Source organism: Sphingobacterium sp. HMA12 (genome assembly GCF_002933815.1).
Lineage (GTDB): Bacteria > Bacteroidota > Bacteroidia > Sphingobacteriales > Sphingobacteriaceae > Sphingobacterium.
Map to the genome: position 1 here is coordinate 272,270 of NZ_BEYR01000001.1, position 22,310 is coordinate 294,579.

Annotated in this window: 15 protein-coding genes; 9 read left to right on the plus strand and 6 right to left on the minus strand. The window is 44.0% G+C overall.

Features of this window, described 5'->3' with window-relative positions:
• Positions 1–149 precede the first annotated feature (149 nt).
• The 5 genes from HMAT_RS01070 to HMAT_RS01090 form a co-directional block, all read right to left on the minus strand.
• Positions 150–1,349 carry an MFS transporter gene (locus HMAT_RS01070; RefSeq protein WP_104380975.1) on the minus strand — a complete coding sequence of 400 codons (1,200 nt, stop codon included), beginning with the start codon at positions 1,347–1,349 and terminating at the stop codon, positions 150–152.
• Between the two features lie 197 nt (positions 1,350–1,546).
• A complete protein-coding gene (locus HMAT_RS01075) occupies positions 1,547–2,605 on the minus strand; it encodes a dihydrodipicolinate synthase family protein (RefSeq protein ID WP_104380976.1) in 1,059 nt (352 codons plus the stop codon).
• An 18-nt stretch (positions 2,606–2,623) separates the two neighbouring features.
• A complete protein-coding gene (locus tag HMAT_RS01080) occupies positions 2,624–3,646 on the minus strand; it encodes an NAD(P)-dependent oxidoreductase (RefSeq protein ID WP_104380977.1) in 1,023 nt (340 codons plus the stop codon).
• 7 nt (positions 3,647–3,653) lie between these two features.
• On the minus strand, positions 3,654–4,886 hold the full coding sequence (locus HMAT_RS01085; RefSeq protein ID WP_104380978.1) for an Nramp family divalent metal transporter: 1,233 nt from the start codon (positions 4,884–4,886) through the stop codon (positions 3,654–3,656).
• Between the two features lie 4 nt (positions 4,887–4,890).
• The gene (locus HMAT_RS01090; protein ID WP_104380979.1) at positions 4,891–6,414 is read right to left on the minus strand and encodes a PQQ-dependent sugar dehydrogenase; all 1,524 of its coding nucleotides are present in this window, start codon (positions 6,412–6,414) and stop codon (positions 4,891–4,893) included.
• 375 nt (positions 6,415–6,789) lie between these two features.
• Between HMAT_RS01090 and HMAT_RS01095 the strand changes: the two genes are divergently transcribed.
• The 4 genes from HMAT_RS01095 to HMAT_RS01110 all read left to right on the plus strand — a co-directional run bounded on the left by HMAT_RS01095 (position 6,790) and on the right by HMAT_RS01110 (position 15,022).
• Positions 6,790–9,906 carry a TonB-dependent receptor gene (locus HMAT_RS01095; protein ID WP_104380980.1) on the plus strand — a complete coding sequence of 1,039 codons (3,117 nt, stop codon included), beginning with the start codon at positions 6,790–6,792 and terminating at the stop codon, positions 9,904–9,906.
• Between the two features lie 11 nt (positions 9,907–9,917).
• Positions 9,918–11,534: a RagB/SusD family nutrient uptake outer membrane protein gene (locus tag HMAT_RS01100; protein ID WP_158655551.1), complete on the plus strand. Its 1,617-nt coding sequence runs from the start codon at positions 9,918–9,920 to the stop codon at positions 11,532–11,534.
• A 55-nt stretch (positions 11,535–11,589) separates the two neighbouring features.
• A complete protein-coding gene (locus HMAT_RS01105; protein ID WP_104380982.1) occupies positions 11,590–14,313 on the plus strand; it encodes a hypothetical protein in 2,724 nt (907 codons plus the stop codon).
• A 70-nt stretch (positions 14,314–14,383) separates the two neighbouring features.
• On the plus strand, positions 14,384–15,022 hold the full coding sequence (locus HMAT_RS01110) for a GntR family transcriptional regulator (RefSeq protein ID WP_104380983.1): 639 nt from the start codon (positions 14,384–14,386) through the stop codon (positions 15,020–15,022).
• Between the two features lie 38 nt (positions 15,023–15,060).
• On the opposite strand, the gene HMAT_RS01115 is transcribed toward HMAT_RS01110, so the two are convergent.
• On the minus strand, positions 15,061–15,858 hold the full coding sequence (locus tag HMAT_RS01115; protein ID WP_104380984.1) for an SMP-30/gluconolactonase/LRE family protein: 798 nt from the start codon (positions 15,856–15,858) through the stop codon (positions 15,061–15,063).
• A 158-nt stretch (positions 15,859–16,016) separates the two neighbouring features.
• On the opposite strand from HMAT_RS01115, the gene HMAT_RS01120 reads away from it, so the two are divergent.
• Genes HMAT_RS01120 through HMAT_RS01140 form a run of 5 tightly spaced genes read left to right on the plus strand, consistent with a single transcriptional unit; the run spans position 16,017 to position 22,251 of the window.
• Entirely contained in the window at positions 16,017–17,339 is a 1,323-nt protein-coding gene (locus tag HMAT_RS01120) for an aspartate aminotransferase family protein (protein ID WP_104380985.1), read from the plus strand.
• A gap of 8 nt (positions 17,340–17,347) precedes the next feature.
• Positions 17,348–18,526 (plus strand): galactonate dehydratase, encoded by a 1,179-nt coding sequence (dgoD, locus tag HMAT_RS01125; RefSeq protein WP_104380986.1) that lies wholly within the window; start codon positions 17,348–17,350, stop codon positions 18,524–18,526.
• A 13-nt stretch (positions 18,527–18,539) separates the two neighbouring features.
• On the plus strand, positions 18,540–19,310 hold the full coding sequence (locus HMAT_RS01130) for an SDR family NAD(P)-dependent oxidoreductase (RefSeq protein ID WP_104380987.1): 771 nt from the start codon (positions 18,540–18,542) through the stop codon (positions 19,308–19,310).
• Positions 19,311–19,313: 3 nt separating this feature from the next.
• Positions 19,314–20,705, plus strand: coding sequence for a hypothetical protein (locus HMAT_RS01135; RefSeq protein WP_104380988.1), 1,392 nt, complete (start codon positions 19,314–19,316; stop codon positions 20,703–20,705).
• Complete coding sequence (locus HMAT_RS01140) at positions 20,686–22,251, plus strand: SLC5 family protein (protein WP_104380989.1); 1,566 nt, start codon at positions 20,686–20,688, stop codon at positions 22,249–22,251. Before HMAT_RS01135 ends, HMAT_RS01140 begins: the two co-directional genes overlap by 20 nt.
• The last annotated feature ends 59 nt before the right edge of the window (positions 22,252–22,310 follow it).

Here is a 22,310-nt window from a genome sequence, read left to right on the forward strand (position 1 = left end):
ACGGGGAGAATGAAAACCTTTAATAACCAATTATAAACCTAAATTATGATGATACAAAGGTAGCTGTTTTAAACTTATTCCAAAAATAAAATAGCACCCATATCGGAATGTGTAGCTTAAAATCTACAATGTTGTTTTATTTGTTTATTTTACAGCCTATTCGTTTTAGCTAGTTTGCTAATGAAAAGAAGCGTAAGCAAACCCAATACTGCAAATAAGGCATAGCCCAGTCCGATTTCAAGCTGAGACGACGGGTTGACCAAGCTGACAGTGCCATAACTTAAGGAGGATGTGACCAGGTAGGTAATTCCACCGACTAATCCGCCTGCAATCCCTGCGGACAAGGGAAATCTGCCCAGACAATAACTGAAATAGTTGTTAAATATAAATCCGGCCGTGCAATGGATGGCAAACGCGAAAAATGTCAACGTATATAAATTTGCTATATAAGGAGAGACCACAATCATGACTAATACCAAGATGATCTGAATAAAATTCGCAATTCGCAATTTGGGGAGAAGGGCTTTTTTGATCAATGCTTTTCCAATAAAGCCCCCACACATCCAGGCCAATCCCATGATAAGTGATGTGTAGCCTGTGGTGATTGCCCCGTAACCCAATTGGTGCTCGATGAAAAACGGGCCACTAAGATTATAAAACATAACAAGTCCATAAGATATTCCACACATCAATACCCCAAAGGTAAAGTCGTTGGTCTTTAACATCATTTTGAATTCGCCGATAAGATAGCTGATATGCAATGGTTTTCTTTGTCTAATCGTCTCTCCGGAGAAGATCAACTCCAGCACAAAAAGGATGGCGCTATACACGGCTAGAACTATAAAGTTAGAACGCCATCCAAACTGTGTTTGCAGGTATCCACCAATAAAAGGAGCAATAATAGGTCCGATAGACCAGACGATAGTCATGATGCTGAGGTAATGTTTGCGCTGTTCACCTTCATACACATCCACAAAGTACGCCCGTTTGGAAATCACAACGAACGCAGACAGAATTCCCTGGAGAATACGCATACCGTAAATAACCCAGATATCATGGGTGGTTGCCGTTATCCAAAAACTAAGGATGAAGAGAAACAGTGAAATTAGGTTAATTTTATATCTTCCCCATGCATCGACAAGCGCGCCGGTGAAGAATTGTGCGATACCATAGCTGATCAAAAACAATGAAAGCGTTAACTGGATGCGACTCTCACTGAGACCGAGTTCCAAAGCCATTTGTGGCATCGAAGGGAGATAGATGTCAGTAGCAAGTCCTGTTATGGGAACTAGTGCAAAAGCCAGTATCGTCGGAATAAAAGATTGGCGGGGTTTAGCGTTTTTTTCCATCTTGATAATTTGTCGACAAAAATAATTCCATTGATGGAAACAAAATATATAGAATTCAAACAAATTGTTGTGAAAATCAAACAGTCCTGCCCTGGGAAGTCAATAACAACAATGTTGACTCTAAAATGACTCAACATTGTTGTAGAAATATGGCTGAACCAAGATCCTGAAAATATTTTCAGACCACGCTATCGGTATTATCTGGAATTTAGGAAGTGCAGTACAAAAGCATCATCGTTTAGTTCTGGATAATCGCTGTACACACGGTCAATTTCTTCTTTTTGCCCAGGCGATAGTTGCTCGTTTGGATTGATACACCAAATACCCTTCATCAAGCCCTGGCGTGTGAGGACTTCATGGAGGCCCGGTATACAGCCATGAAATGCATTTGCTGGATCAAAAAATGCAGCATTACTGTCGGTTATAGCAATGGCTTTGCTTAAAAGGTGATTTGCTGTCTGATTATCAGGATGGCGCTTGTAAGTCTTAATTTCTTCCAGAAGCGTGACTGCTTTTTGCGTCCACACGGCCCAATGCCCTAGTAAGCCCCCCTTAAAATCTATAGCTACGATCTTCCCGTTCACTGGAAATTGATAAGTGGTCATTAAGTCATTGACGATATTGTCATCATTGCCCGTATACATGGCGATTTGGTCGCTACGATTTGAATTTGCGAGCGCACGCATAACATCCAGTGTTTGGTAACGATTGAAAGAAGCACATTTGATGGCAACAACATTTTCTATCGCAACAAATTCCTGCCAAAAGGAATAGGAAAAAATACGCCCACCCACCGAGGGTTGGAGATAGAATCCAAATACCGGAATGATAGCGGCGATCGCACGCACCCGATCGAGTATAGCCTTTTCTGTCCAGCCGTTGAGCCCACCCATACTTAATAAGCCTATATCATAACCATATTTAAGCGCTGTGCTTGCTTCCTGAATGGCTTGCTCGGTAGGCCCGCAGATGCCTGCAATCTTAAGGAAGGGCCGTTGAAGTTGCGCCTTGTCCACCTCTTCGCTGGCCCATTTTAAAACTGTTTCGAATAGATTGATTTTTGGATCACGAATTTCGAACTGGGTAGAATGTACGGCGACGGCAATTCCTCCGGCTCCACTTGCGATATAATATTTTGTCAAAAGACGTTGAGACTCCTCATCTATACTACGGTCCTCATGAAGAGCAAGGGGATGGGCGGGGATGACAGTTCCAGCCCAGAGATGTTGTTGTAAATTAGCGTCTAATTTTTTCATTGGAATAATTTTTTTTCCTTAAAATTTCCCTTTTCTTTCTTGAAAATGAGTGTCTTTGTTCCAGAGTTCACCGCCGTTCATTAACCAATGTGCTGTAATAGCAATGGCTTCCCGAATGGTCGTTTTAGGATAACCAAATAAACGATGGCATTCAGAAGCATTGTTGAGCAGGGCGGTTCCTGCAGCTTGGTTTATAAATATTGGTGTGCTGTTGAAATGTTCGGCAAATCGCTCGGCGATCCAACGAATAGATAAAATTTCAGGGCCGGTTACATTTAGTATTTTGGCAGGTGTCTGGCAGTGCAATAAGGATCTTAAAGCGATTTCATTCGCGTCCCCTTGCCAGATTACATTGACGTTTTCGGTGGTCAGGTCTATGGGTAATTGCTCCTTGACAGCCTTTGCTATTTCAACCAACACACCATAGCGAAAATCGACAGCGTAGTTTAGCCGATAGATCAGGGTCGGCGTATGGTTTTTCTTGGCAAAATATTCGAAAATGCGCTCTCGGCCCAAGCAGGATTGGGCATATTCACCTAGGGGTTCCGGCGTGGTTTCTTCAGATACACCGGCACGATTGATGGGAACAAAAGGAAGTACATTACCTGATGAGAAGGCGACAATATTGGATTTTTCGAAATGGGAGGCAACCATCCCAGGGAGGTAGGTGTTCATCGCCCAGGTGAAGTCCTCATTTCCGGTTGTCCCGAATTTATGCCCGGCCAGGTAAATAACATTGGGAACCTGCGGAAGCTGTTTGAGCTGATTGGGATCCAATAGGTCACAGGCAATGGTTGAGATACCGATATCTTCCAATTCCTGCTGTAGCTCTTTTGTTGAAAAGCGTGATACGCCAATGACCTTTTTTTCGATTCCGGCAGCTTCAATGGCCTGAATAGCTAATCTAGTCATGCTTGGTCCCATTTTTCCGCCAATTCCTAAGAATAGGATATCTCCCTCGATTTTTTTTATGTCTTCAATGAGCTCCGCCGATGGTGCGAGTATCTGTTGCTCTAATGCTGCTAAAGTGTTGTTATCCATAGCTGGTTTATTTGATTAAATTGTAAAAATTACTGATAGCGAGGGCGATGAGCAATACAAGTCCCAGGATGGCCCAAAATTTCGTCAATGGTTTGTTTCGGAGATCGCCCATGATCTCCTTGTCGTTGGCGATAAGAAATAGGATTATACCGATAAAAGGAACAAGGAAAATGGTGATGCTTTGCGCAAAAACAATCAGTTCTAAAGGTAGATTTCCGAAGATAAGCGCAATGGCAGAACCAAAAATCATAACCAGGGAAATGAACAGCTTGACTTTCGGGTGGTTCAGGTTATTGCCATAACCAAAGGTATCACCGAGTAATGAGCCACCGAGGACAGCATTTCCAATTAAGGACGAAAAAGAGGCTCCAAACAGTCCAATGAAAAAGAGGTGCGAAGCGTAAGTTCCCAAAAGCGGCTCCAGTGCACGCCCCATTTCGGCTGCCGAACTCAGTTTGATACCCTGTGGATGGAGTGTGTTCGCGGCACATACCATCACGGCGGCACTCATAATGCCAAGGATAATGATGCCAATCCGACTCCCCATGAGCTGCCTTTGGGTTGTCTGCCGATCGCTAGATAATTTGCGCCTGGATTGTACAAGATAACTTTGATAGAAAGCACCCACAATCGAAAAACAGGAAGCTGTAAAAGCAATGATCAGGCCGACTGAGCTGGGCGGAATACTGGGTACAAATCCTTTAAGAAAGTCGCCTACAGGTGTTTCAATCATAATCGCTGTTGAAAGAAAGGCAAAGAGCATAAGGATGATCAATGCCAGCATTAATTTTTCCAGCAATGCGTAGAATGATTTAAAGAAGAGTAACAGAATACCGATCACATTGAACACAATAATCCAAATTTGCGGATTCGTTCCTGTTGCTTCTGAAATGGAAATAGATACGCCAGTCGCATTGCCCGATTGGAAGCAGGTGGCGACCAGGAAAATACCGATGCCAATAACAATGGATGTTGTCTCTCCGAATTTATTTCGGATTAAGGTGAGGAGGGATTCGTCACGGGCGATGCCGATGCGTGCCGCCATATTGGTGAATACTGTCATAAAACAGATGGCGACAACGACGACCCAAAGGAGTGAAAAACCGTAATCGGCACCCATTTTTGAGGTAATGGTCATTTTACTTGGGCCGAAAACCAGCGCCGCAGTAATGATACCCGGTCCCAGGATGGATAACCAGTTCTTGAATAAGGAGCGTTTGGGGGCCTGTTGTTGTTTCATAAATTTAGCGTAATGAGTTTAAGTTCTGTTGGTTGATTTTAGAGGCATTATTCCCAAAATGAGTTCGAATATAATTTGCAACTGCGATGACCTCCTCGTCTTTGAGAAACGAAAATGCTGGCATTGCGCCCTCATAGTTGACCCCATTGATCGACTGACCGTTCAGTCCATGCAAAAGTAGCTTTAACAGTGTTGTAGGCTCACCAATGACTGTGGCTGACTGTGCTAATGGCGGAAACGTATTTGTCAGTCCCTTACCGTCAGATTTGTGGCAGGAAGCGCAGTAGGAATCGTATATTGTTTGCCCGTTTTTTACACTCGGCGCGATAGCGTTGGCCGTTTGTGGCTTGAGGATGGGAGCTACTGCTTTATCTGAAAGCCGAAGCCGATAAATAACATCGTCATCTGGCTTCGGAAATCCTTTTTGCGGATTCCAGTCGCGGTTGCTGGAACAGAAATAGATATCGCCATTTGGTAAAACCAGGACCGAACGCAGCCGGCCAAGCTGATCTTTAAATAAGATTTTTTCATCTGTTACCTTTTTACCATCGGCTGATAATTTCAAAATCCGTAAGGACTGGTTTTTTAGCGTTGCTAAAATCAAGCTGTTCTGCCATTCAGGAATGGTAGCGGCGCCATAATAAGCCATTCCGGAGGGGGCAACAACTGGTGTCCACGCTTTTATGGGTTCGGTTCGAGGACTTAGCTTGGCTATGGCTTTCTCCTTTTCGGTATCAATCATACCTTCAATTTGTGGCCAACCATAATTTTTAAGGGGCTGGATAAGATTAATCTCATCTTCAATGGCATCCCCATGTTCGGAGGTGTAGATCGTCCCTTTGTCGTTATGGGTAAGTCCCTGCATATTACGGAAACCCCAGGCGTAAACATAACTGTTTGCGATCGGGTTATCCGAAGGAATCGTACCATCTAGGTTTAACCGCAGGATCTTTCCGTTTAACGAACTGCTATCCTGTGCAAAGGTATCGCTTGCCGCATCGCCTGTCGCCCAATAGACTTTCTTGTCAGAAGATACAATGACACGCGAACCGTTGTGTCCGGTATTGCCCGGTATCTGCAAAAGGAGCTTTGGGTTGGACAGTCTGCCATCGGCACTGTAATCATAGCGGTATAAATTTGAAAAAATAAGACTGTCTCTTTTACTGGTATAGGAAAGATAGAGATAGGCCTGTTCGTGTTCAGGCTGATACAAAAACATGCCTAACAGCCCAAGCGTACGTTGATGGTAGACCTCTTTTAGGCTGTCAACTAAGCTGACCGTTTTTGTTTGTATATCCAGCCTTCGGATACTTCCGCCGATTTCCGAAAATAAAATAGCCTGGTTCACACGGTCGTATTGTAAATCCCATGGAACCTGCAGGCCGGTGGCTTCTTTGGATAAGGAAAGTATGCTATTTTCCAATTGGATGCTGTTGATTATGGCTGTCTCCTTTTCGTCCCGGGTAGAACAGGAAGATAGAAATGATATCAATAGCAATAGCCAAACGCAGTTTATTTGTTGTTTCATTGTCGGTCAATGGTTATTTTTTTGATTTATCTGGTTATGTCAAAATTAGTTTATTAAAAATAAATATACAAAAAATAATGTAAATTGTATACAAAAATATTGGCAGCACATTGCTAAATTCAATTTAGTCTTCTCATTTATTAATTTAATGGATGGTTTAGTTATACTAATCTGTATTTATTATAAAGGTCTTTTTGTAAAAAAATAAAAAAAATATTGAATTGTATACAAAAAATATATATTATTGTATTCACTATGATAAAGTATAGAGGCGGAGTCATCATAAATCAGGACTACGAAATACCGCTTCTTTTAAATACCAATAAACTGAAGAGCTTATAAATCATTTATTTAACCACTTTAACCTGAGTATTCATGATACTAAAACAGATTAAAATCCGGGATGTGATAAACAGGAACTGTCTTTTGGTCGGACTGCCTTTTATTTCAATGGGTGCGTTTGCCACCGTTCCGTCTTTTCCTCACCTGGAAAAGATTCCTATTCAACGCGTTCTTAATTCGGCTGGGAACGCAGCAAATTTTCAACAGCAGATCGTTGGGCAGGTGCTCGATGCGAAAGGTCAGCCCTTGGCTGGGGTGGAGGTGCGCAATCTTAAAAACTCATCTGTTACGGTGACAGACCAGGAAGGACGTTTTAAATTGAATGGGGCATCTTCGGATCGCATTCAGTTTCGTCTAATTGGTTTTAGTACAAAGGTGGTCTCGGCGAGTGACGTGCAGGCTTTGGTGCTTGAAACGAATGAAAATGCCCTTGATGAAGTCGTTGTAGTTGGTTATGGTAAGCAGAAGAAAGAGAATCTGACAGGTTCTGTTTCCAGTGTTAGATTTGATGAGTCAACGGTGAGTCGGCCAAACATGAATTTGGCGTCTGCTTTGGTCGGTAAGGCTTCTGGGCTTAATATCGCGCAGACCTCCGGTAGTCCCGGTGCAGAAGGATTTGACCTGTTGATTCGTGGCAAGGGGACAATGAATGATGCTTCCCCTTTGGTTGTCATTGATGGGGTGCCCGGTGCGTTGAATGATGTGAATCCCAATGACGTAGAAAGCATATCCGTGTTGAAGGATGCGTCATCGGCTGCCATATATGGTTCCCGCGCTGCGAATGGCGTTATATTGGTAACCACCAAGCGCGGTAAAGGAGAAGATTTTACTGTAACTTATAATGGGTACTTCGGGCGTCAGCAAGTGGCTAAAAATATCGATTTTATAACCGATATGGCAACCCATATGGAGCTTGTAAACGAGTCAGAAGGGCGAGAAAAATATAGTGCTGAATTAATTGATACCTGGAGAAAGGAGTCGGCGGCCGGTAATCCGCTGTATCCAAATACAGATTGGTACAAGGAAATGCTGAATACCGCACCCTTAACCGAGCATACGCTGTCTGTTCGTGGCGGTGGAAAAAAAGGAAATTTTGCCATGTCCTTGGGTTTTCTGGATAATAAGGGGGTAGTGGATAATTCTGGTTATAAAAAATATGATTTTCGGATTAATGCCGATACGAAAATCAAGAATTTCTTGACATTGGGCGGAAATGTTTTTGGTACCTGGTCAAACCGTCAGCCGCTGGATGTGAATAGCTTTTTTGGAGCGATTCGTAATACCACGCCCGGGGTTGTTCCACTGTATGAGGACGGTCGTTATGGAGGGGAGATGTTTCGAGGGCTCCCTCAGGGTGCTAATCCAAGAGCTTATGTAGATAATATTCGGGGTGATTACGAAAGACAAAGGCTTGGTCTTAAGTTTTTTAGTATAGTAAATTTCATGGAAAATCTAGAGTGGGAGAGTAGTTTTGGTTTTAATTACAATAATAATCGGAATTGGGAATATGTGCGGCCTTACTCCTTGTGGAATTTACAGACTGGATTGGAATATCAAAAAAAGCCAAGCGTAAGTAGTTTGTTCAATGGTAGTATCCGTAATTATACAACGGTGTTGAATACCTTGTTGCGGTATCGTGAAACAATTGCTGAGAATCACCATTTGGCGGTATTGCTGGGTTTTGATCAGCAGTATAACCGTCTGGACAAATTTGATGCAAAAAAGAATGATATATTGGGGGATGATGCGATCTATATTCTGGATGCGGGGGCAAACCTTGAAGCGATCAATGGTTCCGGAACAGATGATGCCCTCCAGTCTTATTTCGGCCGTTTGAATTATGATTTTAAGGGGAAATATCTATTTGAAGCAAATGCACGCTATGACGGTTCTTCCCGATTTGCAAAGGAGAATAGATGGGGGTTCTTCCCGTCCTTTTCAGCGGGCTGGCGTGTAACGGAAGAGGCGTTTGCTCAGCCTTTGAAAGCTGTATTTGATGAAATTAAAATTCGTGGTTCATGGGGTAAGCTGGGGAATAATAGAATCGGCGATTATACTTATCAAGTCGTATACGGTTCCTATTTATATCCATTTGGCGGTCAGCTGAAGCAAGGAGTGGCGCCAAAGGAAATCGCGAACAGTAAAATAAAGTGGGAAACGACCACGATTGCTAATATCGGTTTGGATCTTGCTCTATTAAATAATAGGTTGACTTTTAGTGCAGAATATTTTGATCGCAATACATCTGATATCCTGACGAAGATCCCTATTCCTATGGTGATGGGTAACTTTTCACCGCCTTGGCAAAATGTTGCCGAGATGCGTAACAGAGGGGTTGATCTTCAGCTTGGATACTTTGGGAAAATAGGTGCAGATTGGTCCTACGGTTTAAATGGTAACCTGTCCTTCCTGAATAATAAAGTGATTAAGTTCAATGGCAATAGATCAATCAACGAAAGTTATATTACGATGGAAGGAAAGCCTTTCAATAGTTTCTTTATGCTTGAATTTGATCGAATTATACAGGATCAAAGTGAAATTGATCAATTGAAGGCAGATGGTTATACTTTTGGGACATATGTAGGCGGAGAGCCTAAGCCGGGGGATATGTTGTACAAAGATGTGAACGGTGACAAGGTGTTCAATGAGGAGGATAGGGTTGTCAAGAATTATTCGGGATTGCCTAAAGTAACTTACGGACTGAGTCTGAATGCCGGTTATAAAGGCTTTGATCTGAACGTCGTGGCACAGGGTGTTAGTGGTGTGAAGCAATATTGGGGTAACGACGGTTTTAATACGTTCAACATTAATGAAGGTTTCTTGCAGAATGCCGAAATATTAAATCGCTGGACACCTGAAAACCATTCTACCGAATATCCGCGACTGCGTACTTCGGGCAGTGCTTTAAATACCGTGTATAGTGATTATTGGTTGCAGAATACCTCGTTTTTGAGGATAAAATCGCTACAGCTGGGTTATGCGCTGCCAAAAGAAGCTTCGGCGAAATTTAAAGTGGATAGATTACGTGTATTCGCTAATCTGGAGAATTACTTTACATTCACAAAGTTCAAAGGTTATAATCCGGAGAACGCCAGTGTCTCTTATCCCTTAATGAAACAATGGGTAGTTGGTTTAAATGTTACATTTTAAGACGAAAAGCCATGATTAAGAAATTTAACAAGATAATAATTGCATCACTTGCATTAGCGCTACTAAGTTCTTGTAGTGATTTTTTGGACCGAAACTCATTGGTCGGTCTTTCGGAGGAGAGTTTTTGGAAGTCTGAGCAAGATGCTGTCATGGGGGTGAATACCCTTTACCATGCCAATAGGGAATTTACAAATAGTATTGTGATTTATGGGATGATGGATGATTTTACCGATATATCCTATCAGTCTTTTGCAACGGGATTGACAACGGGTGTTTTTCCTGCCAATGCGGGTTTTTACCTCACCTCTTGGGGGATATTTTTTAAAGGAGTGTATCGTGCAAATACGGCCCTGAAGAATATTCCTGCTATCGCAATGAGTGAAGCTATAAAAAAACGGAGTATTGGCGAAGCTAAGTTTTTCCGGGGGTATTTTTATTTTAAATTATGGGATTATTTCGGGGGAGTTCCTTTGTATGACAGCCCGATCAATGTGGATGAATCTTATGAGCCCCGCAATACGGAGAAAGAGGTGTATGCGTTTATAGTCAAAGATATGACCGAAGCCTATGAGACATTGCCGGATACATATGATGCTTCAAATAAGGGGCGTGTGACCAAATGGGCGGCCCTCGCCATGCGGGGCAAAGCGCATCTTTGGGCAAAGGAATATGCAAAAGCTGCTGCTGATTTTAAGGAGCTGATGGATAAAAGTGACCGCAAGTTGCTTGCTGATTTCCATAGTTTGTTTCGGGTTGCCGGAAATAACAATAGTGAAGTGATCTTTGATGTGCAATATATTGCTGAACAGGGGAACGGTATAGCGACCGATCGTAATTATGGGAATGCTCGGGGTGCGACGACAGGATCCCAGAGGACAAGGCCCACACCTCAGCTTGTCAATGCTTTTGATATGGAAGATGGAGCGCCCTTTGATTTTGCGAATTATACCAATGCAAAAGGGCAGCCTTTTAATCCCAATAGTGTGGAAGACTGGAAAGATGAGGCTTCGGTACGTAAGCTTTTTGAAAAACGTGATCCACGCTTGCAGCAGTCTATTGTTGTGCCATGGTCGACTTTTGTGGGGCGTGGTGGTGTGTCTTATCTGTACAAGTTTCCGGTGGCGAGTACCGATCCGAATGCTTATGTGCCTGTGTGGACAAACGGCAGCTACGCCTGGCGGAAATTTGTGGAGACAGGTTCTGTTTATACACTTCAGGATAATATGCCACAAAACTTTCCGTTGATTCGCCTGGCGGACGTGCTGCTGATGTATGCTGAAGCAAAGAATGAGGCCCTGGGTGCACCTGATCAAACGGTCTATGATGCGGTGAATGCAGTTCGTAAGAGAGTTAAAATGCCTGATTTGCCTTCTGGCTTGAGTAAGGCGTTAATGCGTGAAAAAATACGTCGCGAACGCATGGTAGAGCTGGCTGGTGAGGGGCAGCGGTATTCGGATATCCGACGATGGAAAATCGCAAAAGATGTCGTGGATAAAGTTTGGATGACAGATTTTAACGGAACGCAGATCAGGCAGCGGGGGTTTCCGGATCATTATTATCTGTGGCCTATTCCGCAGGCGGAAAGGGATGTGAATCCAAAGTTGACACAAAATCCGGGTTGGGAGTAGAAATACTTCCGTCCCTTGGTTAAATAGTTGTATTGTATTATTCGTAATGAGTGTGATGAAAACATATTTTTCGTTGTTTATGGTATTGGGGTTAGTGTCGGTTTCCCGTGCGCAGCAAAAAGAGATTCTAGTTGACTTGAGTCGGGGTGACTTAAATAGAAAGACCGTCGCTTATGAAAAACCAACGGGAGGAGCTGGGCGGGGGCTGGTGTTGAAAATCGCCCCCATTGCAGGTTACCCTGATCGCGTGGCAGATATTGAAGTTGCGGTTAAGGTGCCGCAGGCAGGGTGGTATGCGTTGGAGTCAGATGCTCGGCCTCAAGATTTGGAGCGATTAAAACAAGAAGATGAAACAGGCTTACTGACAAAAGTTGCCTATTTTCAACTGGGGAAACAACGGGTGACAAAACGTGTTGTGTATGATAATCTGAAAGGTGGGCATCAGGAGCTTGGAAAATTTGAGCTGCTGAATACAACGGAAAAATTGAAAATCTGGCTACCTGCAAATTTAATGTTGCAGGGCTTGCGCATCAGGCCCTATGTCCCGCCTGTGGCACCTTTAGAGGCTGTGCATTATCAGCCTAAAATTACACCGCCGCAAGAAAGGCCAAGGTTGTGGGTGAATAAAGAAAGTTTGCCTGTTGTTAGGAAGCGGCTTTTGTCTGAAGAGAATGGTCCGGCGTGGGCTAAGGTGAAAGTCACCGCTTTAGCGCCTTATACCTTTCCGACTAATGGAAATCAGGAAATATTTTACAACGAAGGGCTGGAGCATGTTATTGAGCAGAAAGCTTTTTACTACCTTATGACGCAGGATGAACGAGTCGGCAGGGAAGCTGTGGATCTGGTTTCGCGTTATTTGTCAGTTCTGGAATTTGGGAATGTAACACACGGTGATATTACCCGGGAATTGGGACGGGCAATCTATACAGGGGCACTGGTCTATGACTGGTGTTATCCACTGATGGATACCGGTTTAAAGAGTCAGATGCAGAAGGATTTTAAGCGATTGGTCATGGATATGGAAGTGGGATGGCCACCATTTTATGGGCTAGAGAGTATTATTAATGGTCATGGTAATGAAGCACAAATCTGCCGGGATATGCTGTCCTGGAGTTTGGCAGTATATGATGAAGATCCTGAACCGTATAAATATGTTGCTTATAGTGTTCTGGAGCAGCTTGTGCCAATGCGTAAGTTCGAATATCAGTCCCCACGGCACAACCAGGGGGTTGATTATGGTGGTTATCGCTTTGGCTGGGAAATGCATGCTGCCTGGTTATATTATCGTATGCTGGGTTATCCCGTATTTGATGATAATATCAAGAATATGCCCTATTATTGGTTGTACATGCGTACACCTGACGGGAAAATGCTGCGTGATGGCGATATGTTTAATGTGAAGTATAATTCCAGTGATGATTTTTATTGGAAGAACCCCCAAACAATGCTGCTTTGTTACGCTTACTCGGGAAATGCAATGATCAAAGCTGAGTTTTTGAAACAGGGTGGTTTGCCTGACAATCCAGTACTGTTTCTGTTGTTAAATGATCCGAAGCTCAAAGCGGATTACGATCGCTCAGAGCTGCCATTGACCAAGGATTTTGGGCCGGTTTTGGGGTCTATGGTTGCTCGGACTGGATGGAGTGAGGAGAAAACAAGTAAGGAGGTCGTTGCGGAAATAAAAGGTGGTGGTTATCATTTTGGAAATCATCAACATGCGGATGCCGGTGCCTTGCAGATTTATCATCATGGTATTCAGGTGGGTGATCTGGGTTTATATCTTTCTTATGGATCACCTTATGATTTTAATTTTAATAAGCGTTCCGTTGCGCACAGTATGCTGTTGGTTCGCGATCCTGCCGAGCCGCTCTTGTTCCGGACCAAAACTAATGATGGTGGGACGCGGTTTAGTCAGCGCTTTCCGCGTACTGTTGCGGAAGTGCTCGGTGACTCCTGGTACCATACCGGAGAAATCAGGGCTTCTGCATTTGGTACGGATCCTATCCAGCCTGCTTATAGTTACTTTAATGCAGACCTTACCGCGGCCTACTCGTCCAAAGTAAAGTCGTATGCAAAGAGTTTTCTGTTTTTGAATCTGAAACGGAAAGATGTGCCTGCTGCTATTGTGTTATTGGATGAATTGGAAACCAATAATAGTGAATTTCAACCCTACTGGCAGATTAATACCCTGAATAAACCAGTTATCAATGAAGCAGGCTTTGTTTTGAATAACCAGTTTAAGGATATGGGCGGGACGACCTATATCGATATGTTTAAGCCTGCGGTGGTCGATCGGGAGGTGAAAATTTATGCGGGTGATTCCACGGCTTTTGTATTTGGAGACCAGTATCAGGTAAAATCGCCCTGGCCGGAGGCGCGCGGGGCGCGGGTTTTGGTTAGTCCAAAAGCTAAAAGTGCGCAAGTGAGTTACGCGACGGTTTTTCAAATGGTGGAAAGTGCCGAAGCAAAATTACAGGTGAATTACGAGGAAAAGGAAGATTATTACCTGATTCGGATTGCAGATCGCATGCTCGTTATTGCCAAACCTGATCGATATCTCGATAAAACGGTTGAAATCGCTGTTCCTGCGGATCAGGAATATGAAGTGATTGTCGTGGGCTTGAAAGATGGTTTCTGGAATGTGAAAAATCCATCGAAAAATAGTAGCTTTAATATAAATATCCTCAAAGGGAATCATACAACCAGTTGGAAATCTAAGGCAGAGCTATTCTATTTGTCACCGGGGAGACAGTATGGTGCCCGTGAAGGGGCGTTTTAGTAAAGGAATATATTGTTTAAATTTTTTAAATGATTTTGTATTCTTATTTTTGTAGAAAATTGTATACAATATGAAAGAGGATTCGCTTGCCAATAAGGTGTATTTGGAAGTCCGCAAGAAGATTTTATCAAGTCAGCTCGCTGGCGGGGCGCGGTTGGTCGAAAGTGCCTGGGCCGATAAGCTGGCTGTAAGCAGAGTGGCTGTTCGCGAAGCCTTTATGCGTTTGGCGGGAGAGAGTCTGGTGGAATTTGGTGAAAAAGGAGGTTGCTTTGTGAAAAAGATGACCGTCGAGGATGTGCGGGATATCCGTGAACTGCGTGAATTGCTTGAAGTCGGTGCTTTAAAGATTTTGTTTTCAAAAAAGAATAAAGAACTGATTGATGATTTGGAATTGATCTGCAATGACTTTTCGGATATGGTCAGCAAAGGGTATTATGGTGGAGCTTGTGAGGCAGATGTACGCTTTCATGAACGTATTATCGAGGGGACTTGTAATTCCAGGTTAATTGCGATTTATAAAAATAGCAATATACCTTTATTTCACATGAAATTGGGTGCTATTCTTGGGCAGATGGAGGATTACCTGGATACCGAGCAAGAGCATCGTGCGATTGTGGATGCATTAAAAGCGAATGATTGGAACAGGGCTTATGAGACGCTGGTGCATCATCTCGATCGAGGCGAGCAGGAGGCTTTGGAGCTTGTTTAAGGTTTTACTAGAATATACAAAAGAGAAGGGGATATAGACTATAATATCCCCTTTTTTGTGTGATTCAGTTGTAGTAATTGCCCCTTTTCCGCTTCTGTAATAATCAATCCAATTACTCCGGATGGGTCTAGTGCACAATTGGTTGGGTTTTTTCCTGATGTTTGAATTTTTTTAGTGGCTGTACCGCTTTGATCCAGCACTAAGATATGCGATGAGCCATATATGGCAACAAATAAATTGCCTTCCTCATCAAATGCGATCCCATCGGGTCCGATCTGTCCACCTGCAAGTGCAAATTTTTCAATGGAATCCATTTGGCATGATAAGGCATTCCAGTTCATTTTCCAGATCCATTTACTGCCTGTTTCAGCAACATATAGTCTGCTGCTATTGGGGGCAAAGGCTAGTCCGTTCGGATAGTACATGTTCTGATGGACTGCATGAGCAGTGCCATTGGTCTGTAGGCAGCAGATGTAGCCTGTTCCATCTGTCAATTCGCTTCCCGGACAGGTAAATAACAGGTTTCCGCTGCTGTCAAAGCATAAGTCGTTGGGCATTTTTAATGCTTTGTTGTTCAATTCATTAAGGCGGGTTTCGCAGCTGCTGTTGGCAGGGTTATACCTGCGGATGCTGTTTTGTAATGCGTCGCAGAACCAGATCGTTCCGTCTGGCGCAACAGCAATCCCGTTGGGATGTCCGCCAACCTGTATGCGATCGTGCTTGTTATCTCTGTAGCGGATTAGGTTGCCGGCTTCTTTTTCTACCAGCCATATATCGCCTTGCTGATCAAAGGCGGGGCCTTCCGGAAAGTGTAGGCCGTCAATAAGTACATTCATCTGAATTATTTTAAAATTTATTTTAAATGTATACAAAAATATTGTAATTTGGTATACATAAAATGATGTGTATTTAAATACAAGATTGCTGTATCACAGATTAGGTGCGAGGCAGTACTCCAATTATAAAAATAATAAAAGCAAAACTTTTAATAAGCATGCAAGAAAACGAAAGATCAGCCGCATTACTGCGCGAAAATGCAAAATGGATACCAGGTGGTGTGGTATCGTTGAACAGAAAGTCGGATCCCAATATCTGCTTCGTTAAGGGAAAAGGTAGTTATGTGGAGGATATCGACGGAAATAGTTATATCGATTATCAGGCTGGATTTGCAGCTTCCTTTCTTGGTCATAATGATCCGGATGTCAATGCTGCGGTATTGAAGACGCTTCAAGAAGAGCAGGTGCTGATGGGAGCAGGTCCTACTTTATTGGAAGGGGAGTTTGCGGAACTGTTTTGTGCATCGGTGCCCAATGCCGAGAGCGTGCAGATCACGACAACGGGATCCGAGGCTACTTACCATGCTATCCGGATCGCCCGTGCCGTGACAGGGCGCGATCATATTATTGTCATGCAGGGCGGATACAATGGTTGGCATAATGATGTGGCCTGCAATGTAATCAGCCAAAAACTGGATATCGGATCTTACCAAAGTCCAGGTGAATACCCCTTTGATTCATTGAGTGCCGGGGTTCCCAAAAACCACAGTGATCTGGTGCATGTCATCAATTACAATGATCTGGATAGTGTTCGCTACGTGCTGCAGAAGTATTCAGTAGCCTGCATCTTATTGGAACCTATTTTACAGAATATCGGTATCGTTAAACCGCAACCAGGATATTTGGAAGGACTTCGCGAGCTTGCAGATGAGCAAGGGTTCCTATTGATCTTTGATGAGGTAAAGACCGGATTTAGACATGCTTTAGGCGGTTATCAATCCATTTGTGGTGTTCAGCCAGATCTTTCCACCTTTGGAAAGGCAGTGGCGAATGGTTATCCTTTGGGTGTAATAGCGGGAAAGAAAAAGTACATGGATTATTTTGTTGATCCAGATAAAGCTAAGCGGGTCATGATTGCGGGAACATTCAATGCTTTCCCGTTGACAACAGCTGCGGCAATTGCAACTTTGAAAAAACTTTCTAGTCCTGAGCACCAAGTCTATAAGCATGTAGAACGTTTGGGCGCACGTTTGGAACAGGGATATCAGGAAATATTTCCTAAATTAGGTGTACCATTTTTTGTCGCTCGTCAAGGCTCGGCCTTCTGTACTTATTTTATGGATCATGCGCCGCTTAATTTTCACGATATTTTGGATAATCACGATTTCGAACTGGATATCCGCTACCGCAAAAATCTCATAAAAGAAGGAATTTTTAATTTCCCGGCTGCAATTAAACAGGGGAGTATTTCCTTTGCACATACGGAAGACGATATCGACCGGACCTTAGAAGCGACAGCACGTGTAATAAAAACTTTGTAACCCTGACTATGAAAATAACCGCTATCGAAACCTTTGTATGTCATGCGCGCATGCGAAATTGGATTTTTGTTAAAGTTGTAACTGATCAGCCCGGACTTTGGGGCTGGGGTGAAGCGACGCTGGAGTGGCATACGCAAAGTGTCGTTGGTGCAATTAAAGATATTTCCCAGCTATTGATCGGCGAGGACCCACGCCGCATTGAATATCTGTGGCAGATGATGTACCGCCAGCATTTTTGGCATGGGAACGGAATTGTCCGCGGAACGGCTATCAGTGGTATTGACATTGCCCTATGGGATATTTTAGGTAAAATTCATAATGTGCCCTGTCATGAATTGTGGGGTGGTCGTGTACGAGATTATATCCGTCTCTATTGTCATTTGGGTGGTGGCCGAATGGAAGATTTTTACGAAACAGCACCGGACGACGCTAAACGGTTTGGTGATCTTGCCTTGAAAGCTGTTGATGAGGGTTTTACGGCTTTTAAATCCATGGCTGTTCCGGAAACGATGTCCCTGGAAGGGCTTCGTCCGATTAAATATGCTGAAGCCTGTGTAAAGGCAATGCGGGATGCCGTGGGTGACGATATCGATATTATGGTAGATTGCCATGCGCGTCCTAGTCCACGCATGGGGATGCAATTTGCCAAAGCGTTAGAACCTTATGGTCTGTACTTTTTTGAGGAACCATGCTGGCCCGAAACCATGGAGGATATTGCCCTGATCCAACGGGCAGTAGCGACACCTATCGCTTCCGGCGAACGCCTGATCGGTGTGCATGCTTTTCGGGATATGCTTGAAAAACGTGCGGTAAGTGTTATTCAGCCTGATATTACCCATTGCGGTGGTTTATCCGAAGCCCGTAAAATAGCTGCTTTGGCGGATGCTTATCGCGTGTCTATGGCGCCGCATAATCCACAGGGACCCGTAAGCACTGCTGCCTCTATCGAGTTGGGCTTCGCAACACCTTCGTACATTATCTGTGAAAGTGTTCACAAAGATGTTGAATGGCGGCAAGATGTCGTCAGTGAAGGATTTACGGTGCAAGAAAAAGGCCGCATTGTCCTTCCGAATACACGCGCCGGTCTGGGGATTGAAATCAATGAAGAAGAAGTGAAAAAACACCCGTTCCAACAGGAAATTTTACAGCGTACGTTTTACAAAGATGGCAGTGTTGGTGACTGGTAGATTTTAAGTAGATATGAGAGCAGAATATAAAAACAAAGTAGTTTTGATCAGTGGTGGACTTGGTGATATTGGCAGGGCAATAGCCGAGGCTTTCCTGACGGCGGAGGCAATTGTCTGTATTGCGGATCGTTTTGTGCCAGCGCTTGCGAAAGAGCGGTGGCCTTTGCTCGATGAATCTCAGACCAACTTATTTTACGATCAGGTTGATGTCACAGATGCTGATCAGGTGGAGTTTTGGGTTGATCGTATAGAGCGGGAGCTTGGAGCAATAGCGATCTGTATTGCTAATGCGGCCTGTGTCACAATCCAAAACTTTCGGGAGCTCAGCAATACGGCATGGAAAAACGAAATGGCAGTCAATCTGGATGGTGCTTTTTTCTTGGCCAATGCTTGTGCTAAATCATTTGTTGCTACTGGTGTTCAGGGAAATATTGTCTTTTTGGGTAGTTGGGCAGGGCATGCCGTGCATCAGAACCTGCCGGCATACAGTGTTTCCAAAGCTGGTTTACGGATGCTTTGTCAAGCTATGGCACTCGAATATGCTGTTGATGGAATTCGCGTCAACGAAATTGCGCCTGGTTATGTCAATGCGGGATTGAGTAAAGTGGTTTGGTCCAAGGATGCCGCGCTTCAAAAAAAGGCTGCCACGGTTGTACCGCTGGGGGATATCCTCGAAGCGGAGGAAATTGCCAAACAGGTGCTTTGGATATGCTCTGACAATTGCAGACAGATGACGGGGACAAGCATTGTACTGGACGGGGGGCTTTCATTAATTAGACCTTAGATCATGGAACAAAAGGATCCAAGAAAAGAAACAACAGGTGGTTTACAGGCTAAAATTGGACTTGGCCAATGCGATATCACGCCTACCTTAGGGATCTATTCGCGCAATTGGGGGGCTGCTACTGCTGATCGGGCTGTTGGTGTGCACCAACCCTTGCTAATGCATTGTCTCTATATGGCGCCTATTGATTCTCCACCTGCCATTCTATTGACAGCCGATCTGGGCTGGTGGAAAAATGCGGAAGACGAACGGACATTGCGTTTTGCATTGCTTGATCATTTCAATCTGACAGCATCACAGCTGGTCTTTACACTTTCACATACGCATGCTGGCCCCAGTATCTGTTCTACGGACATACATCAACCCGGAGGTGAGTTGATTCCTCCTTATCTCGAATTCTTAAAAGCGCAGGCGATCAGCTGTATCCAGCGGGCAAAGGATGAATTGTTCGAAGGAAGTTTACATTGGAGTTATGGGGTATGTGATCTGGCCTGTAATCGGGATCTGGAACTTAATGGCGAATACCTCATCGGGTTTAATCCTGTAAAAGAAGCTGATCATACCTTATTGCTCGGACGTGTATACGATAACACCGAAAAATTGAAAGCGTTGATCTGCAATTATGCCTGTCATCCAACGAGCTTTGCCTACGAAAATGAACTGCTTTCTCCGGATTTTGTTGGTGAAATGCGGCATACGGTGGAAGCGGTCGTGAAAGTTCCCTGTTTGTTCCTACAGGGCGCATCAGGTGATCTGGCTCCCAAGCGTCAATATGTCAAAGATCCTGCTTTGGTCGAAGCCAATGGTCGACAGTTGGGCTATGCGGTGCTTGCGACGTTGGCGCAGGAGGATCATGCAGCTCAGCGTTGGGCGTTTGACAAAGCGTTAATTTCGGGAGCACCTTTGGCTTGCTGGAGCTTTCAGAAACAGGTGTTACCGACTGAATTCAAACAGCTTGTGCATACTGTACAGGTGCCCTACAAAAACTTACCGAGCCTTGAATCTATTTTCAAGGAGTATGAAAGCTGTTCGGATCGGGTTATGAAAGACCGCCTTTGGCGAAAATACAATACCCGCAAGACCATTGCCGATCAGCGGGAAGCGAGCATTCCGGTATGGCTCTGGAAAATGGGGGATGCTATTTTGGTGGCTCAGGCCAATGAGGCATACTCTTGTTACCAATCGATTATACGGGCCGAATTTCCCAACCATACCATTGTCTTTATTAATATCGCCAACGGTTATGTGGGCTACCTCGCGCCAGCGCAGCTCTATGATAAAGATATCTATGCCGTATGGCAGAGCCCTTATGAACGGGGTAGCCTCGAGATACTTATTGAACAAACGAAATTAGGGATTCAAACATTACTGACCGATGAAACTAGATTGGATTGATGTCATTATTTTTGCAGTATATATAGTCGGTATCGTCGTATTGGGATTATATGCCTCGAAAAAAAGTTCCTCGTCCAAACGGGACTATTTTTTGGCTGGTGATAAGTTGCCCTGGTGGATGATCGGAGGGAGTATTATTGCCGCAAATATCAGTAGTCATCATCTTGTCGGCGCCATGGGAGCGGCCTATAGCCGTGGGTTTGTGGCCATCACCTTGGAATGGGGTGCCATATTGATCGGTTTTAATGCGTTGCTTTGGATATTTCTACCTTTCTACATACGCAATGGCTTTTATACTATTCCCGAATATCTTGAAAAAAGATATGGAAATGCTACTCGGGTACTCTATGCGATCTTGATCTTATTTACTTACGTTTTTGTAGAAATCGGTGCAGTGCTTTATCTGGGTGGGCTCTCCTTACATGCTTTATTTGGTGTTCCCATTCTGTATAGTATTTTCGGGATGGCGATTTTGACGGGCTTGTATACCGTATTAGGAGGGTTGAAAGCTGTTATCTGGACCGAAATGGTGCAGCTAGTTATCCTGGTGCTCGGCGGTATCGTCCTGACCTTTGCAACCATCAATGCGGCGGGCGGATTTCAGTCCGTCGTGGAATCATCCAAAGACTGGAAGATGTTCTATCCGGCGTCTGATCCCGACTTTCCCTGGACAATGTATCTAGGCGGTTTGCTTTGTATCAGCGTATTCTACTGTGCGACCAATCAATTTATTGTTCAGCGTGTATTGGCCGCAAAAAATGAGTGGCATGGCCGTATGGGGGTTATTTTCGGTGATTATCTTAAATTTCTGGTACCGCTGATCATCACAATCCCGGCTTTGGTAGCACCCAAATTTTTACCGCATTTAGATCAGCCGGATCTGTTATTTGCAACGCTCGTAGAAACACTGTTGCCTAAAGGGCTGATCGGGCTGGTCATGGCTGGTCTCATCTCTGCGATTATGTCCCATATTTCCGGTGCTATAAATTCCTGTACAACCATACTCACGGTAGATATTTACAGTCAATACATCAATAAAAATGCCTCTGATGATCAAGCGATCCGTTTTGGTAAACGTGCAGGAGTCGTCATTATTGTACTTGGTATTATGAGCGCTGTGATATTGATTAGTTATTCCGACAAACCTGTATTCCTCTACCTGATGAATCTGTATGGTTTATTTACACCGGGTATAGCTACCATGTTTCTGATGGGGGTCTTTTGGAGGCGGACTACGGCACAGGGCGCATTAACGGCTGGCTTATTGACCATTCCACTTTCGTTGCTTTTGGAGTATTTACTTCCTGACATGCCATTTTTTAACAGAACCGGCATTGTGTTCTGGACCTGTATGATCGCCTGTGTACTGGTCAGTCTATGTACACCGGCCGTTTCGGAAGTGCGTTTGAAAAACCTGATATTGACACGCGATTCATTTCAGATGCCCGAAGGGGATCGAGCTTCTTACCGTGGCTTTCGGAATCCAACGCTTTGGTGGATCATTATTACAGTGATGGTGCTGTATTTTTATGTGCGCTATTTTTAACTTAACTTGTTGGACGATTCCTTATGAAAGTATCGTAACTGAAATATCTTTTTTACCAA

Excerpts from the sequence above, each read along its gene's own strand:
- HMAT_RS01080 (WP_104380977.1), bottom strand. The coding sequence starts at position 3,646 with ATGGATAACAACACTTTAGCAGCATTAGAGCAACAGATACTCGCACCA.
- HMAT_RS01110 (WP_104380983.1), top strand. The coding sequence starts at position 14,384 with ATGAAAGAGGATTCGCTTGCCAATAAGGTGTATTTGGAAGTCCGCAAG.
- HMAT_RS01135 (WP_104380988.1), top strand. The coding sequence starts at position 19,314 with ATGGAACAAAAGGATCCAAGAAAAGAAACAACAGGTGGTTTACAGGCT.
- HMAT_RS01140 (WP_104380989.1), top strand. The coding sequence starts at position 20,686 with ATGAAACTAGATTGGATTGATGTCATTATTTTTGCAGTATATATAGTC.
- dgoD (WP_104380986.1), top strand. The coding sequence starts at position 17,348 with ATGAAAATAACCGCTATCGAAACCTTTGTATGTCATGCGCGCATGCGA.
- HMAT_RS01075 (WP_104380976.1), bottom strand. The coding sequence starts at position 2,605 with ATGAAAAAATTAGACGCTAATTTACAACAACATCTCTGGGCTGGAACT.
- HMAT_RS01100 (WP_158655551.1), top strand. The coding sequence starts at position 9,918 with ATGATTAAGAAATTTAACAAGATAATAATTGCATCACTTGCATTAGCG.
- HMAT_RS01130 (WP_104380987.1), top strand. The coding sequence starts at position 18,540 with ATGAGAGCAGAATATAAAAACAAAGTAGTTTTGATCAGTGGTGGACTT.
- HMAT_RS01085 (WP_104380978.1), bottom strand. The coding sequence starts at position 4,886 with ATGAAACAACAACAGGCCCCCAAACGCTCCTTATTCAAGAACTGGTTA.
- HMAT_RS01070 (WP_104380975.1), bottom strand. The coding sequence starts at position 1,349 with ATGGAAAAAAACGCTAAACCCCGCCAATCTTTTATTCCGACGATACTG.
- HMAT_RS01090 (WP_104380979.1), bottom strand. The coding sequence starts at position 6,414 with ATGAAACAACAAATAAACTGCGTTTGGCTATTGCTATTGATATCATTT.
- HMAT_RS01115 (WP_104380984.1), bottom strand. The coding sequence starts at position 15,858 with ATGAATGTACTTATTGACGGCCTACACTTTCCGGAAGGCCCCGCCTTT.
- HMAT_RS01120 (WP_104380985.1), top strand. The coding sequence starts at position 16,017 with ATGCAAGAAAACGAAAGATCAGCCGCATTACTGCGCGAAAATGCAAAA.
- HMAT_RS01095 (WP_104380980.1), top strand. The coding sequence starts at position 6,790 with ATGATACTAAAACAGATTAAAATCCGGGATGTGATAAACAGGAACTGT.
- HMAT_RS01105 (WP_104380982.1), top strand. The coding sequence starts at position 11,590 with ATGAAAACATATTTTTCGTTGTTTATGGTATTGGGGTTAGTGTCGGTT.